Origin of the sequence: Mesorhizobium sp. M0030, from assembly GCF_040323695.1 — a bacterium.
In the GTDB taxonomy this organism is placed as follows: Bacteria; Pseudomonadota; Alphaproteobacteria; order Rhizobiales; family Rhizobiaceae; genus Mesorhizobium.
Genome location: NZ_JAMYVE010000003.1, coordinates 401,690 through 417,009, shown reverse-complemented (window position 1 = coordinate 417,009; position 15,320 = coordinate 401,690). Strand labels below are relative to the sequence as shown.

At 63.2% G+C, this 15,320-nt stretch carries 14 protein-coding genes; 6 read left to right on the top strand and 8 right to left on the bottom strand.

From position 1 onward, the window contains the following. Window positions 1–9: 9 nt before the first annotated feature. Window positions 10–840 carry a 3-methyl-2-oxobutanoate hydroxymethyltransferase gene (gene panB, locus NKJ80_RS09630; protein ID WP_023715792.1) on the bottom strand — a complete coding sequence of 277 codons (831 nt, stop codon included), beginning with the start codon at window positions 838–840 and terminating at the stop codon, window positions 10–12. A gap of 323 nt (window positions 841–1,163) precedes the next feature. Between panB and NKJ80_RS09625 the strand changes: the two genes are divergently transcribed. The 3 genes from NKJ80_RS09625 to NKJ80_RS09615 all read left to right on the top strand — a co-directional run bounded on the left by NKJ80_RS09625 (window position 1,164) and on the right by NKJ80_RS09615 (window position 2,688). Next, window positions 1,164–1,562, top strand: coding sequence for an NADH:ubiquinone oxidoreductase subunit NDUFA12 (locus NKJ80_RS09625; RefSeq protein WP_023710575.1), 399 nt, complete (start codon window positions 1,164–1,166; stop codon window positions 1,560–1,562). A 115-nt stretch (window positions 1,563–1,677) separates the two neighbouring features. Beyond that, window positions 1,678–2,229: a DUF2155 domain-containing protein gene (locus tag NKJ80_RS09620; RefSeq protein ID WP_023681499.1), complete on the top strand. Its 552-nt coding sequence runs from the start codon at window positions 1,678–1,680 to the stop codon at window positions 2,227–2,229. Window positions 2,230–2,304: 75 nt separating this feature from the next. Continuing rightward, on the top strand, window positions 2,305–2,688 hold the full coding sequence (locus NKJ80_RS09615; RefSeq protein WP_352497481.1) for a hypothetical protein: 384 nt from the start codon (window positions 2,305–2,307) through the stop codon (window positions 2,686–2,688). A gap of 43 nt (window positions 2,689–2,731) precedes the next feature. On the opposite strand, the gene aat is transcribed toward NKJ80_RS09615, so the two are convergent. From aat to NKJ80_RS09585, 6 genes are all read right to left on the bottom strand, one after another. Continuing rightward, a complete protein-coding gene (gene aat / locus NKJ80_RS09610; RefSeq protein ID WP_023667488.1) occupies window positions 2,732–3,349 on the bottom strand; it encodes a leucyl/phenylalanyl-tRNA--protein transferase in 618 nt (205 codons plus the stop codon). 27 nt (window positions 3,350–3,376) lie between these two features. Then, window positions 3,377–4,720 (bottom strand): acetyl-CoA carboxylase biotin carboxylase subunit, encoded by a 1,344-nt coding sequence (gene accC, locus NKJ80_RS09605; protein ID WP_023681497.1) that lies wholly within the window; start codon window positions 4,718–4,720, stop codon window positions 3,377–3,379. A 10-nt stretch (window positions 4,721–4,730) separates the two neighbouring features. Beyond that, the gene (gene accB, locus NKJ80_RS09600; RefSeq protein ID WP_023681496.1) at window positions 4,731–5,195 is read right to left on the bottom strand and encodes an acetyl-CoA carboxylase biotin carboxyl carrier protein; all 465 of its coding nucleotides are present in this window, start codon (window positions 5,193–5,195) and stop codon (window positions 4,731–4,733) included. Window positions 5,196–5,221: 26 nt separating this feature from the next. After that, on the bottom strand, window positions 5,222–5,656 hold the full coding sequence (aroQ, locus tag NKJ80_RS09595; protein ID WP_023667485.1) for a type II 3-dehydroquinate dehydratase: 435 nt from the start codon (window positions 5,654–5,656) through the stop codon (window positions 5,222–5,224). Window positions 5,657–5,806: 150 nt separating this feature from the next. After that, window positions 5,807–6,610 (bottom strand): DsbA family protein, encoded by an 804-nt coding sequence (locus NKJ80_RS09590; RefSeq protein WP_023748766.1) that lies wholly within the window; start codon window positions 6,608–6,610, stop codon window positions 5,807–5,809. Between the two features lie 54 nt (window positions 6,611–6,664). Continuing rightward, complete coding sequence (locus NKJ80_RS09585; protein WP_023748767.1) at window positions 6,665–8,077, bottom strand: M48 family metalloprotease; 1,413 nt, start codon at window positions 8,075–8,077, stop codon at window positions 6,665–6,667. A 152-nt stretch (window positions 8,078–8,229) separates the two neighbouring features. Between NKJ80_RS09585 and NKJ80_RS09580 the strand changes: the two genes are divergently transcribed. Further along, window positions 8,230–9,378: a pyridoxal phosphate-dependent aminotransferase gene (locus NKJ80_RS09580; protein WP_023688384.1), complete on the top strand. Its 1,149-nt coding sequence runs from the start codon at window positions 8,230–8,232 to the stop codon at window positions 9,376–9,378. A gap of 11 nt (window positions 9,379–9,389) precedes the next feature. Continuing rightward, the gene (locus NKJ80_RS09575; protein ID WP_023748769.1) at window positions 9,390–10,319 is read left to right on the top strand and encodes a glutaminase; all 930 of its coding nucleotides are present in this window, start codon (window positions 9,390–9,392) and stop codon (window positions 10,317–10,319) included. Window positions 10,320–10,412: 93 nt separating this feature from the next. On the opposite strand, the gene NKJ80_RS09570 is transcribed toward NKJ80_RS09575, so the two are convergent. Further along, on the bottom strand, window positions 10,413–13,331 hold the full coding sequence (locus NKJ80_RS09570) for a ribonuclease E/G (RefSeq protein WP_023691224.1): 2,919 nt from the start codon (window positions 13,329–13,331) through the stop codon (window positions 10,413–10,415). 647 nt (window positions 13,332–13,978) lie between these two features. Between NKJ80_RS09570 and NKJ80_RS09565 the strand changes: the two genes are divergently transcribed. After that, a complete protein-coding gene (locus tag NKJ80_RS09565; RefSeq protein WP_352497480.1) occupies window positions 13,979–15,238 on the top strand; it encodes an N-acetylmuramoyl-L-alanine amidase in 1,260 nt (419 codons plus the stop codon). Window positions 15,239–15,320: the final 82 nt, after the last annotated feature.

Genomic DNA, 15,320 nt, shown 5'->3' with positions numbered 1-15,320 from the left:
GGGGCCGGTTCATGCCTTGTCCTTGTCGCTCGCGGCTGAAAAGACGTGGCCCGGCCCAGGGAAGGTGCGGCTGCGCACCTCCGCTGCGTAGCGCGCTGCGGCATCGGCGACCACGCTGCGCAAATCGGCGTATTCCTTGACGAATTTCGGCACCCGGTCGACCGTCAGGCCGACCATGTCGTCGATGACCAGGATCTGGCCGTCGCAATCGCGGCTGGCGCCGATGCCGATGGTTGGAATGGCAATGCGCCGGGTGAGGTCGGCGGCAACAGTCTCGACCGTGCCCTCGATAACCAGCGAAAACGCGCCGGCCTTTGCGACCGCGTCGGCGTCGCGCATGAGCGCGGCCACATTCTCCGGCGTGCGGCCCTTGATCTTGTAGCCACCGTCCTTTTCCACCGATTGCGGCTGCAAGCCGATATGGCCCATCACTGGAATGCCGGCCGCGACGATTGCCGCGATCTGGAGGGCGACGTCGACGCCGCCTTCCAGCTTCACCGCCTGGCAGCCGGTTTCCTCAGAGATGCGGCGCGCCGAGGCAAGGGCTTGCGCGGCCGAAGTCTCGTAGCTGCCGGCCGGCATATCGACCACCACGCAGGCCTTTGATGAACCGCGCATCACGGCCTGGCCATGGGCGATCATCATCTCCAGCGAGGCGCCGAGCGTGGTCTTGTGGCCATGCAGCACCATGGCAACGCTGTCGCCGACCAGGAGAAGGTCGACATGATCGTCGAGCAGGCGGGCGACGGGATAGGTGTAAGCGGTAAGGCATACGATCGGCACGCCGCCCTTGCGGGCGCGTATTGTCTCCGCACTGATCCTGGCGACAGCTAAGGCCATTCCTCACCTCCCGCAGCCGGCGTTGACTACAGCGCCGCGCCCCGTGGACGCGCAAAGGACGCTGTAGCACTTGGGTTTGCGCATGATCCTTTCCGAAAATCGATTTCGATTTTCGGGGTCATGCGGCAGCGCCGGGCGATGAGAGCTTTAGGAAGACGCAGCCGGCTTGGCAAGCGTCGGTTCGCAGGTGCGAAATGGATCGGCCAATGACCGAGCGTTTCGGCATGCCGTCAGTGCCGCAGGCGCCGCAAAACCCTTGCCTTCGCCAAGGCCTGACGCCATAAGCAGGGAACAGCCACCGCCGCGCGCCCGCGAGGATCTGAATGAAAACTTTCCTTCTGCAGTTTTTCACCTGGTGGAACCGCCAGACGCTGGGAACCCGTTTTCACACCTGGCGCCACGGCAACAAGGTCGGCCAGGATGGGGCCGGCAATGTCTACTACGAAGGCGGCGTCGATTCGGAAGGCCGCACCCGCCGCTGGATCATCTACGCCAATTATTCGGAGGCGTCGGCGATCCCTCCGGGCTGGCACGGCTGGATGCATCACCGCGTCGATGTGGCGCCGCCAAGCGACGACTATCGGCCGCGCGAATGGGAAAAGGCGCATGAGCCGAACCTCACGGGAACACCGGCGGCTTATCGCCCAAAGGGTTCCGTGCTCACCAATCAGCACCGTCCGCAGGTGACGGGCGACTACGATGCGTGGACGCCTGGTTCTTGACCGCCGGCCGGTCCTTTGTCGCCACAATTGGCGTTTAGCTGCTTGCTGATATGACAACGGCGAATAGCCTTGGGCGTGACAGAATCACCCGGGCCCAAACCACCGGTATCTCCGCATGAACATTTTCAGCCTGACATCGATGGCCGGACTGGCGGCAATTGGCGCTGTCGCCATGTTCCCGACAGCGTTTGCCGCGGCGCAGGCGCCTGCGGCAGCACCCGCAATCTCCGATCGCATCACCAATCCGGTCGCCGAATTTGCCGGCATCGACAAGATCACCGGCCGTATCATCACCTTCGATGTCTACATCGACGAAACCGTGCAGTTCGGCGCTTTGCAGGTGACGCCGCGCATCTGCTATTCGCGGCCGGAGAATGAAGAGCCGAAGACCGATTCCTTCGTCGAAGTCGACGAAATCACGCTCGACCGCAAGATCCGCCGCATCTTCACCGGCTGGATGTTCGCCGAGAGCCCCGGCCTAAACGCCGTCGAGCACGCCGTCTATGACGTCTGGCTAAAGGGCTGCAAGCAGAAGTCGGATGTGCCGCCGCCCGACGCGGCCAATGCCGAGACGCCCAAGGTCGACACGTCCAAGCCAAAGCCCGCCGCTGCTCCGGCCGCCGAACAGCCGGACCCTACGGAACCTGACGCGACCAACACCAACTGATCCTCCGGAACCGTGGTGGCAACTATGCGTTGGGCCATGGACGATGACGCATTTATGCGCTTGGAGGATATTCTGATGTCGGACAGCAAACGGATCACGGCCAGCAAAGACGACCTGCTCGAACTCGAAAAGGGGTTCTGGACGGGCGACGAAGCTTATTACGCCGCCAATGTCGACACAGAATGCCTGGTGGCGTTTCCTGAGATGGCACAGGCAATGGACAATGCCGATCTGGCCAAGACCGCGACCAAGCCCAACCGCTGGCGCGACCTTCAGATCGACCTCAAGGGTATCATCGAGCCCGGCAGCGACATTATCATGCTGACCTATGAGGCTCATGCGACACGGGAAAACGGCGAGCCCTACGCGGCGCAGGTCAGCACCGGCTATGTCCACCGTGTCAACGGCTGGAAGATGATGTTCCATTCGCAGACGCCGATGGAAACCGCGAAGGGCTGACCCCTTTTCACCGGTCGAGCCGGCTCGGCCGCTCGGTCTCCGGTCAGGGATAAAAAACGGCTTCGCCCTTCAGCGCCTCGGCCAACATCTTCTCGTATTTGACGCGCGGCACGTCGACCGCGCCGAAGCGTTTGAGATGCTCAGTGGTGAATTGCGTGTCGAGCAGGGCAAAGCCGCGCGCCTTCAGCCGCTCGACCAGATGATACAGGCAGGTCTTGGACGCGTCGGTTTCCCGGGCGAACATGCTTTCGCCGAAGAACACGCGACCGAGCGACACGCCATAGAGGCCGCCGACCAGCCGTTCCTCGCGCCATGCCTCGACCGAATGGCAGTGCCCAAGACGGTGCAGTTCGATATAGGCTTCGCGGATCGGCGCGTTGATCCAGGTCGAGCGGCGCTCCTCGCGCTTTTCGGCGCAGCCGTCGATCGTCGCCTCGAAATCGAAATCGAAGCGGATGTCGAACGGGTGCTTGCGGATCGTCTTCTTCAAGCTCTTCGGCGTGTGGAAGCCATCGAGCGGAATGATGCCGCGCGTCTCCGGCCGCACCCAGAACACTTCCGGGTCGGAAGCGCTCTCGGCCATCGGGAAGACGCCCGAGGCATAGGCCTTGAGCAACAGGTCGGTCGGAATGCGATAGCCGGGAGCGTAAGGGCGGGTCATCGCGGCATCATAGCGGCAATTCGGGCGCTATTCCTCTTTGGCCAGATACTTTTCCAGCCAGTGGATGTCGTAGTCGCCATTGGCGATATCGGCATTGCCGACCAGGTCGCGAAACAGCGGCAGTGTCGTCTTGATGCCATCGACGACGAACTCGTCGAGCGCCCGGCGCAGCCGCATCATGCATTCGACGCGGTTGCGGCCGTGCACGATCAGCTTGCCGATCAGGCTGTCATAATAGGGCGGGATCTTGTAGCCGGAATAGACACCGGAATCGACGCGGATGCCGAGACCGCCAGGCGTGTGGAAATGCGTAATCGTGCCGGGCGAAGGCGTGAAGGTGCGCGGGTCCTCGGCATTGATGCGGCATTCTATGGCGTGGCCGTTGAACTTGATGTCCTCCTGGCGCACCGAAAGCCCGCCGCCGGAGGCAACGCGGATCTGTTCGTGGACCAGATCGATGCCGGTGATCGCCTCCGTCACCGGATGCTCGACCTGCAGCCGCGTGTTCATCTCGATGAAGTAGAACTCGCCATTCTCGTACAGGAATTCGATGGTGCCTGCGCCGGAGTAGCCGAGGTCGGCGATGGCCTTGGCACAGATATTGCCGATGCGGGCGCGCTCCTCGGCGTTGAGGGCCGGCGAGGGCGCCTCTTCCCAGACTTTCTGGTGGCGGCGTTGCAGCGAACAGTCGCGCTCGCCGAAATGCACGCCGCGGCCGGCGCCGTCGCCGAATACCTGGACCTCGATGTGGCGCGGCTTTTCCAAGTATTTCTCGATGTAGACGGCATCGTCGCCGAAGGCCGCGCCGGCCTCCGTGCTGGCTGTCTGCAAGGCGATCTCGAGATCGGCTTCGGTAAGGGCGACCTTCATACCGCGCCCGCCACCGCCTGCCGAAGCCTTGATGATCACGGGATAGCCGATCTCGGCGGCAATGCGCCTGGCTTCCTTCTGGTCGGTGACTGCGCCGTCGGAGCCCGGCACAACCGGAATGCCGAGCCGCTTTGCCGTGCGCTTGGCCTCGATCTTGTCGCCCATGATGCGGATATGGTCGCCCGACGGACCGATGAAGGTGATGTTGTGGGCGGCGAGGATATCGGCGAACTTGGCGTTCTCCGACAGGAAACCGTAGCCCGGGTGCACGGCGTCGGCGCCGGTGATCTCGCAGGCGGCGACGATCTGGTGGATGTTGAGGTAGCTGTCGCGCGACGGCGGCGGACCGATGCACACGCTTTCGTCGGCGAGCCTGACATGCATGGCGTCAGCGTCGGCGGTCGAATGCACGACCACGGTCTGGATGCCGAGTTCCTTGCAGGCGCGCAGCACCCGAAGCGCGATTTCGCCGCGGTTGGCGATGAGGATCTTCTGGAACATCCGGCCCGCTCTACTCGATCACGACGAGCGGCATGCCGTACTCGACCGGCTGGCCGTCCTCGAACAGGATCGCCGTCACCGTGCCGGCGCGCGGCGAAGGGATCTGGTTCATCGTCTTCATCGCTTCGATGATCAGCAGCGTCTGGCCTTCCTTGACCTTCTGGCCGACTTCGATGAAGGCCTTAGCGTCGGGCGAGGGCGCGAGATAAGCGGTGCCGACCATCGGCGAGGGGACCGCGTTCTTGGACGGATCGGCCACTGCTGGTGCGGCAGCCGCGCCCGCCGCGGGCTGCTGCGCTGCCGGAGCATAACCGGCCTGCGGTGCGGCGATGGCGTGGACGGCCGGCGCCTGGCGCGATACGCGCACCTTCAGGTCGCCGAGCTCGACTTCGATCTCGGTGAGATTGGTGTCGTTCAGTATGCCCGCGAGATCGCGGATCAGTTGCTGGTCAACACCGGTCTTCTTTATCGACATTTTCGAGCCTTCTGTTTGTGGGCCGGTCATAGGCGTGCCGCCAGCGCCTGCAGCGCCAGCGAGTAGCCAAGCGGCCCGAACCCGCAGATCATGCCGACAGCGACCGGCGCGACCATGGAGACGTGGCGGAATGGTTCCCGCGCGTGGATGTTGGAGAGGTGAACTTCGGCGACGGGCAGCGGCGCGACAGCGCGGATGGCGTCGTGAATGGCAATCGAGGTGTGGCTGTAGGCACCCGGATTGATGACGATGCCGGCTGCCTTGTCGCCGGCTTCCTGGATCCAGTCGACGAGGTCGCCCTCATGGTTCGACTGGCGAAAATCAATCTCGAGGCCAAGCGCGGCGCCCGCCTGCTTGCAGTCGTCGGCGATCGCGGCAAGCGTCTTGCCGCCATAGATGCCCGGCTCGCGCTTGCCGAGCGCGTTCAGGTTGGGGCCGTTCAGGACGAAAATCGTTTTCAAAAATGCCGACCTTTTCCGACGCCGGCCTCAAGCCGGCGCGCAGGGCCTTCTATAATGGGCATAGCTGCCCGCGGAAAGAGCACAAGTGCGATCTTTCACTGTCCACAACAGGCGGAAATGTGCCCGTGAGAAATAGGCTCGCGTGCAAGATCAGAGCGCGGCTTTCGCCGCCTCGATCTTTTCAGCCAGCACTTCCTGGCCGAGCGCCCCGAACACCACCTCATTGCCGACGACATAGGACGGCGTTCCGGTGATGGCCAGCTTGTTGGCGAGGTCGAAGGTCTTGGAGAAGGCCTCGGTGATGGTCGGGTCCTTCATCTTCTCGCGCAATTTCGCCTCATCGGCGCCTAGCGACAGCGCAACCTTGATGGCCGCCGCCTCGGTGGCGCGGCCCTGGCCGCCGAGCAGGGCGTTGTGGAACTCGCCGTATTTCTCCGGATGCATCAGGTGGAAAGCCATCGAGACGACGCTGGCCTTTTGCGAATCCGGCCCGAGGATCGGGAATTCCTTGAGCACGAAGCGCAGCTCCGGATCGGCCTTTGTCAGAGCCTGCATGTCGTCGATGGCGCGTTTGCAGAAGCCGCAATTGTAATCGTAAAATTCGACGATGGTGACCTTGCCCTTCGGGTTGCCGACGACACCGTCGAAGGTCGAGTTGAAAATCTCGGACTTGGCCTTCTCGATGACTCCGAGGCTGGCGATGCGCTGCTCTTCCTTCTGCTTGGCCTCGAGCGCCTCCTGCACTTCGAGCAGCACTTCGGGGTTCTTCAGGAGATAGTCGCGGATAATGCCCTCGACCTCGGTGCGATCGATCTTGGTGTCGGCCGAGGCGGTCTGCACGGCCTGCGCCGTGCCGGCCTTGGCCACCTGCGGACTGCCGGCGACGAACCCGAAAGCCAGCATGGCAAGAGCAGCCGCCACTCCCGTCGTGCCGAGCAATATTGCCTTGTTCATCGTCTGATCCTCTTTACCGGTTCCGGTCTATCCTAGTCGCCGCCGGCGACCGGTTCATTTCTTGAGTTTGCCTGAAGGGTTGTAGTTTATGATGTCCTGCGCCCGAATCCAGCCGGGTTCGCCACGCTTCAAGTCCTTTTGCGCGCGCATGGCGAAAATTTTCGCATTCGTGTAATCGCCGGAATAGAAATGGCCCTCGGCGGTGGCGAGTTCCGCCGCCGGAATGTTGCCAAGCTCGCCATAGGCCTGGGCGAGATAGCGGTATCCGACCGTGTTTTCCTTGTCGCGCCCGAGGCCGTTGTTGATCTGCACCACCGCCTTCTTCAGCGAATCGGGCGTGCCGATGGCCATCAGCGCCTGGCCGAGAGAAACGGGCAACAGGCCCGACCTCACCGGATCGAGGCTGACCGCCTTGGCATAGGCGTCCGCGGCGTCCTTGGGCTTGTTGGCCTTCATCAGTATGTCGCCGCGCATTTCCTGGAAGTAGGGGTTCTTCGGCTGTTCCTTGATCAGTGCATTGGCCTTGGTCAGCGCCGCACCCAGATTGCCGTAGAGATAGGCCATCTGCGCTTCGCCATAGCGCGAGGCGAGGCTGCCCGGGGCCTTGCGGATCAGCCGCGTGGCCGCGGGCTGGCCGCCCATATAGGCGGCGATCTTGATGCGCATCATGTCGTGCCGCTGCTGCAGTGCCGGCGGATCGACCTTGTCGACATTGGGGCTCTGCTTGACCAGCACTTCGAGATTGGCGATGCGCTCCTGCGGCATCGGGTGGCTGATGCGGTAGGGATCGACCTGCGTGCCGGAAAGCGACAGCGCGCTCTGGAAGCGGGCGAAGGTCTTCAGCATGCCCATGCCGGACTGGCCGGTGGCATTGAGATAGGTGATGGCAGAGCGGTCGGCGGTCGACTCTTCGGTGCGCTGGTAGGCAAGAATGCTGCGCTGCGCCATCTCGCCGCCGCCCGCGGCGACACCCATGCCGGCGCCGGCAAGGCCGCGGCTGTTGGTGGTGGCGCCGGCAACGATGGCGCCGGCGCCAAGCAGCGTGGCGATGATGGCCATGGTCTTGGCGCGCTCGAGCTGGTCGCGCAATTTCTGCTGATGGCCGCCGGCGATGTGGCCGGCCTCGTGGGCGATGACGCCGATGATCTCATTGGGCGTTTCGGCCTGCATCAGCGCGCCGGTGTTGATGAACAGCCGGCGCCCGGTGACGAAGGCGTTGAAGCTCTGATCGTTGACCAGAACGATATCGACACCGTCATTGGCAAGACCGGCCGCCTTGAAGATCGGCCGCGCATAGTCGCGCACCAGCGCCTCGATCTCGGCATCGCGCACGACCGGCACCGCCTGGGCGAAGGCCGTCACCGAGCCGGTGACAGCGACGGCGGCGGCAAGCAAAAGCGTCGCGAAGCCGCGCGCTGTCTTCCCGATGGAAGATTTGGACATCGTTGATTTGGGTCGGCTCAGCATGAGGTCCACTGGTAAACGAGCGCGCGAACGATGAAAAGTCACGGCACCGAAACTAGGCGAACTTGTGATCCTCACATCAATCGGGCATTTGTGCGGCGCTGCCGCCGGTTGATGGCTTTGAGCGGCGGGCTGGACGGAAAGATTGAGGTCAAATGGTAGTTTCGCTGTCGCGCCGCGGTGAAGTCGAGCCGTTTCACGCCATGGACATTCTGGCCGAAGCCAACCGGCTGAAGGCGACGGGCGTGCCTGTCGTCTCCATGGCCGTCGGCCAGCCATCCGATCCGGCGCCCGTGGGCGTGAGGGAAGCAGCCGCAAATGCGCTGAGGATCGGACGCATCGGCTATACCGACACGCTCGGTCTGGCGGATCTGCGCAAGGCGATCGCCACGCATTATGGCGACCATTACGGGATCGATGTCGCGCCGAACCGGATCGCCGTGACCACGGGATCGTCGGCCGCCTTCAATCTGGCATTCCTGGCGATGTTCGATCCCGGCGACCGCGTCGCCATCGCAGCACCCGGCTATCCGGCCTACCGCAACATCATGGCCGCGCTCGGTATCCAGATCGTCGAGATCGAGCTCGGCAGCGACGCCTATCTTCATGCCGAACATTTGAAATCGGCGCACCGGGAAAAACCGCTGAAGGGTGTGTTGTTCGCCAGCCCGGCCAATCCGACAGGTGCGGTCATTCCCGTCGACGAGTTGTCGGCACTGGTGAGGACAGCCGAAGAACTCGGCATCGCGGTGATATCGGACGAAATTTATCACCGGCTGGCCTATGCCGCGCCCGACACCACGGCGCTGGCCCATGGCTCAGGCGTGACGGTGATCAATTCCTTCTCGAAATATTATTGCATGACCGGATGGCGCATCGGCTGGATGGTGCTGCCGGAAGCTCTGGTGAGGCCGATCGAGCGCATCGCCCAGAGCCTCTACATCTCGCCGCCGGAACTGTCGCAGATCGCCGCGATCGAGGCCTTCAAGGCGACCCAAGAGCTGGAAGCGGTGAAGGCGCGCTATGCCTGGAACCGCGAGCTGTTGATGCGGCGCCTGCCGGAACTCGGATTTCCCTTGGCGGCGCCGATGGACGGCGCCTTCTACGCTTTCTGCGATGTCACCCGGCATACCAATGACAGCATGGCCTTTGCGCGCAAAATGCTGGCCGAAGCGCATGTGGCGGCGACGCCCGGTCGCGATTTCGATCCGCTGGCAGGACACCGCACGATGCGCTTTTCCTATGCCGGCAGCCATGACGACATGGTCGAGGCGATGGCGCGCATCGAGCGCTGGCTGAAATAGCGGGGACGAGCATGCCGGATCTTAAACAAGCGCTGGCCGACGTCGCCGCCGAGATGGCCGAGCGCACCGATCGCGGTGACGTCGCCACCTACATTCCGCAGCTCGGCAAGGTCGATCCGAAGAAATTCGGCATTGCCGCCGTGACCAATGACGGCCGCGTGCTGGTCGCCGGCGACGCCGACCAGGCGTTTTCGATCCAGTCCATCTCCAAGGTGTTTACGCTTACGTTGGCGCTCGGCAATGTCGGTGACGCGCTGTGGCAGCGTGTCGGACGCGAGCCGTCGGGCAATCCGTTCAACTCGATCGTGCAACTCGAGCATGAGAACGGCATTCCGCGCAATCCGTTCATCAATGCCGGCGCCATCGTCGTGTCCGACATACTGCTTGCCGGCCACCAGCCGCGCGAGGCGATCGGCGAAATCCTGCGCTTCATCCAGTTCCTTGCCGATGACGAAACCATCATCATCGACCGCGAGGTCGCGGCATCCGAACGCGCCACCGGCTATCGCAACTTCGCGCTTGCCAACTACATGAAATCCTTCGGCAATCTCAACCATGCACCCGAGCTGTCGCTGGGCGTGTACTTCCACCATTGCGCGATCGCCATGAGCTGCCGGCAATTGGCGCTGGCCGGCCGCTTCCTCGCCAATGGCGGCAGAAACCCGGCAACCGGGCACTCCGTGGTGTCTGCCGAGCGGGCGCGGCGCATCGGCGCCATGATGCTGACCTGCGGCCACTATGACGGCTCCGGCGATTTCGCCTTCCGTGTCGGCATTCCGGGAAAAAGCGGCGTCGGCGGGGGCATATTGGGGATCGTGCCGGGTGTGGCTTCACTCGCCGTATGGTCGCCGGGCTTGAACGCCAACGGCAATTCCAAGTTGGGGTCGATCGCCTTGGAAAAACTGGCCAGGATGATGAACTGGTCGATTTTCGCCCCCTGACGCCTTCCATCATTCGCGCATGAAAAAATCCCGCGCCGTGGTTTGAATGGCGCGGGATTTTTGTCAGGAACCTATCTTAATCGGCTGAATAGCTTAGAAAAAGCCCTTCCGCTGCCACCAGCCGGCGCGCTTCGGCTTTTCCTCGGCCTTTGCCTCGTCGGCAACGCTGGAGGAAACCACCGGCACCGCGGAGGTATCCGCGGCCACGGCTTTGCGCCGTGACGGGCGAGCCTTGGCGGGCTCGTCGTCGACGGTCGTTTCCGTGGCGGCATCGGCCGCAGCGGGGGCGGCAGCTTCGACGGCAGCTTCCGGTGCAGCCTCGGCCGCCGTCTCATCGGCGACTTCCACCACAGCCTTCTTTGCCCTTGAAGCGCGCTTCTTCTTCGGCTTTTCGGCTGGAGCGTCGTCGTTCGCCGCGGCGGGAGCCGCCGCTTCTTCAACCGCTACGGCTGCTACGGGCTCGCTTGCGGCCGTTCCGACTTCAGCGGCCTCGGCCACCGAGGCGGTTTCGCCGGCTTCGGTCTCCGTGCCGTCTTCGCGACGATTGCGCTTGCCGCCGCGCTTGCCGCGACGGCGCTTCTTGCCCTGGGCGTCATCTGATGCTTCCACCGTTTCGACGGCGCCAACCTGGGCTTCGTCTTGCTGTGTTGCATCGTCATCGCCTGGTTCAGCGGCAAAGTCGTCGCTTGCCGCCGAAACCGAAGCACCTTCGGCGCCATGCTCGCGATCGCCATGTTCGCGTTCGCGATCCTTGCCGCCGCGCCGCCTGCGGCGCTTGCGACGCTTGCGGTCGCGGCCTTCGCCGTCCTCAGCCGATCTCGGCTGCTGCTGCTGCGATTGCGGCTGCGCCTGGCGCGGCTGCTCGGCCTGTACCACAACCTCGTCGTCTTCCTCCTCGATGACGATCTCGTCCTCGGGCTCTTCCGGCTCGACATAGGCCGGGAAGGTTCGCGCTTCGACAAAGCCTTCCGGCTTTTCGGCAATGGCGCCGCGGAAGATCGCGTAGTGCTGCACACCGACCGTATCATCGGCCTCGACGGTGATGGTCAGGCCAAAGCGGCTTTCGAGTTCCACCAGCGTGCCGCGCTTGTGGTTGAGCACATAGAGAGCGGTCGCCGCCGGGGTCCGCACCGTGATGTGGCTGCGCGAATCCTTGAGCAGGAATTCCTCGATCGCCCGCACCACCATCAGCGCCACCGACGAATCGGAGCGCACATGGCCAGTGCCGCCGCAATGAGGGCACGGCTTCATGGTTGATTCCAGCACGCTGGCGCGGATGCGCTGGCGCGACATCTCCATCAGGCCGAAATGCGAGATGCGGCCGACTTGGATGCGGGCTCGGTCGTTCTTGAGGTGATCCTTCAGCCGCTTCTCGACGGAGCGGTTGTTGCGGTTCTCCTCCATGTCGATGAAGTCGATGACGATCAGGCCGGCGAGATCGCGCAGCCTTAATTGCCTGGCGACTTCTTCCGCCGCTTCAAGGTTGGTGTGGAGAGCGGTGTCCTCGATCGAGTGCTCCTTGGTGGAGCGGCCCGAATTGACGTCGATGGCGACCAGCGCCTCGGTCTGGTTGATGATGATGTAGCCGCCGCTCTTCAGCGTCACCTGCGGCTGCAGCATGCGGTCGAGCTGCGCCTCGATCCCGTTGCGCACGAAGATCGGCGTCGTGTCGCGGAACGGCTGAACCACCTTGGCGTGGCTCGGCATCAGCATGCGCATGAAATCCTTGGCCTCGCGGTAGCCTTCCTCGCCGGAGACAAGAATCTCGTCAATATCCTTGTTGTAGAGGTCGCGCACCGAGCGCTTGATCAGGCTGCCTTCCTCATAGACGAGGGCAGGGGCGGTGGATTGCAGCGTCAGATTGCGGACGTTTTCCCAAAGCCGCATCAGATATTCGTAGTCGCGCTTGATTTCCGCCTTGGTGCGGCTTTCGCCGGCGGTGCGCAGGATGACGCCCATGCCCTGCGGCACTTCGAGATCGGCAACGACCTCCTTGAGGCGCTTGCGGTCGACCGCACTGGTGATCTTGCGCGAAATGCCGCCGCCGCGTGCGGTGTTGGGCATCAGCACGGAATAGCGGCCGGCAAGCGACAGATAGGTGGTGAGTGCAGCGCCCTTGTTGCCGCGCTCTTCCTTGACCACCTGCACCAGCAGGATCTGCCGGCGCTTGATGACTTCCTGAATCTTGTACTGGCGGCGCACCGGCTTGCGGCGGCTGCGCACCTCTTCCAGCGCATCCTCGGCGCCTACGGATTCGATCTCGTGGTCGTCCGGATGCGAGGACTGCACCTCTTCCAGCATGCCGCGATCATTGTCCTCGGAGGTGGCTTCGCCACTTGCCTCGCTGGACGACCTTTCGTCACCCGGCTCCGCCGCAGGGACAGCTTCGGAGATCACATCCGCTTCGACGCTTGCCGCGATCGATGTCGGGCCGCCTTCCGACGGTTCGGTCCCGGATGTCTCGGCGTCGGAGGCTTCGCTGTCGCCATGCCCGGCATGATCGTCATGCCCGGCGGTATTGGCCGCGGCATGCTCGGAAGCAGGCGCTTCGGAGACGGCATCGCTGCCGGCATCGCCATGTTCGCCGTTTTCATCATCGGCGCCGGCGTCGCGCTTGTGTTCGCCGCGCTCACGACCCTTGCCGCCGCGCCGGCGGCCGCGCCGGCCGCGATCGCGACTCTGGCGGTCGTCGCCGTCATTGTCCTCGTTCTCCTCGTCCTCGGCTTCCTGCGCTTCGGCGCGCAGCAAAGCCTGACGATCGGCGACCGGGATCTGGTAATAGTCGGGGTGAATTTCACTGAAGGCGAGGAAACCGTGACGGTTGCCGCCATATTCGACAAAGGCTGCCTGGAGGGAAGGTTCGACACGCGTTACGCGGGCGAGATAGATGTTTCCTTTGAGCTGCTTCTTGTCCTGAGATTCAAAGTCGAATTCTTCAATACGGTTACCGCGGATAACGACAACGCGTGTTTCCTCCGGGTGGGAGGCGTCTATCAGCATTTTGTTGGGCATTATTTCGTTTCCTCCCGGCAGCCGTCAGCCGCAGCTTGCGAGGCAAAGCCCGCTGCTGCGTGTCTGGGATGTGGGTGCCGGATGTCTGAATGTCCGCCGGACGCCGCTTGAGCGCCATGGCGGTGCCGCCCGCAGCCACAATGGCGCGGTTTGATGCGGACCTTTCCATGATTGCGCTTGAAGCCATCGTCACCAGCAGAACCTTTTGAACCAAAGCCCGGACGAACCGGACCAGCTTGTTTGCTCATACAGAGCCGGCACGGGAACAAACCCGGCCGTTTTCCTCACGCAGGCGATTCCCCCGCCACGGGCGCACACCTGCGAAATTCGTCGCGATCACCTGAAGCCTTTTCGCTGGAGCGAAAGGAGCCGCCTTTCATCTGACCTGTAGCAGGAAGCTGCGGGAGAAGCGGTTCCAGGATTGCAGTGATCCACCATCGCTTTTATGATTTGACGGGGTGGAAGGCAACCCCGATTTCGGATGCCGGCAAAAAGCAGTGCCGTAACGGAAGCACAGGCCTTAATCCTCAATGAAAAGGCTTGGTTAACCTTCTCTGGATACCAATCGTTAATCGAGTCTGCGGCCTGACCGGCATTTCGACCAACCACGCGGGCGCAAGCGCCAAATCGGGAGCGACTGCAAAGAAATGGGACTGGCGGGCATCACAGACAAGGGCCATGGCCGTGCAGGCCGTTTCCTGCGCGCTGCCGGTGTGCTGTTGCTGCTGGCGCTTTGCCTTGCTTTTGCGCCGGTTTCACGCGCCGCCGATGCGCCACTCGGCGCCACCGCCTACAAGATGGCCGGCGACGCAACCAAGATGCGCATCGTCATCGATTTCGACCGCGAGCCCGACATCAAATGGTTCCTGCTGCGCGGCCCCAACCGGCTGGTCGTGGACCTGCCGCGCACCCGATTCGCCATTGGCGCGAAGGAGGCCAAGGCCCGCGGCCTGGTCAAAGCGGTGCGTTATGGCGATCAGGGCGAGGGATCGCGGCTGATCCTGACCGGCAAGGGGCCGTTCTCGGTCGACAAGCTCGAGGTGCTCAAGAACGAGGACGGCGCAGGCTATCGCATCGCCATCGACATGTCGGCAGCCTCCGACCGCGAGTTCGACGAAGCCCTTGCCAACCAGGCGCTGACCACTGGCTCGACCGTCTCCACCGACAAGGGCTCCAGGGTCGGCACAGGGCCGATCTCCAATCCCGGGCATCGCTTCACCATCGTCATCGATCCCGGCCATGGCGGCATCGACGGTGGCGCCGAAGGCCTCAACGGCACCATCGAGAAGAACGTGACGCTGGCCTTCGCCACCGAATTGCGCGACAAACTCGCCGCCGTCGCCAACTACGACGTGTTCATGACGCGCGATACCGACGAGTTCCTGCGGCTCGATGACCGCGTGCGCATCGCCCGGCAGCACGAGGCCGACCTTTTGATCTCGATCCATGCCGACACGATCAGCGTCAAGGGTATCAGAGGCGCCACCGTTTATACCGTCTCCGACAAGGCGTCCGATCCGCAAGCGCAGGCGCTTGCCGACCGTGAAAACCTCTCCGACCAGTTCGCCGGCATGGTGATCAAGGACGACAACAAGGAAGTCACCGACATACTGATCGACCTGATCCGCCGCGAGACGCATAATTTCTCGATGAGCTTTGCCCACACTCTGGTCGGCCAGTTGTCCACCAGCGTTGGCCTGATCAATAATCCGCAGCGTTCGGCCGGCTTCAAAGTGCTGAAAGCGCCCGATGTGCCGTCGGTGCTGGTGGAACTTGGCTATCTCTCCAACGCCAAGGATGAAGCGCAACTGCTCGACGCCGACTGGCGCGGCAAGGCGGCGCAGAGCATCACCAACGCCGTCGCCCTGTTTGCCTCCGCCAAGATGGGAACGGGAACCGGAGGCTGAGATGGTCGCCGCCGCCCACGACCGGAGGCAGCGTTGCACGACGACAACACCAGGCGCTTTTATTTCAGGTGGGGGATGCCTA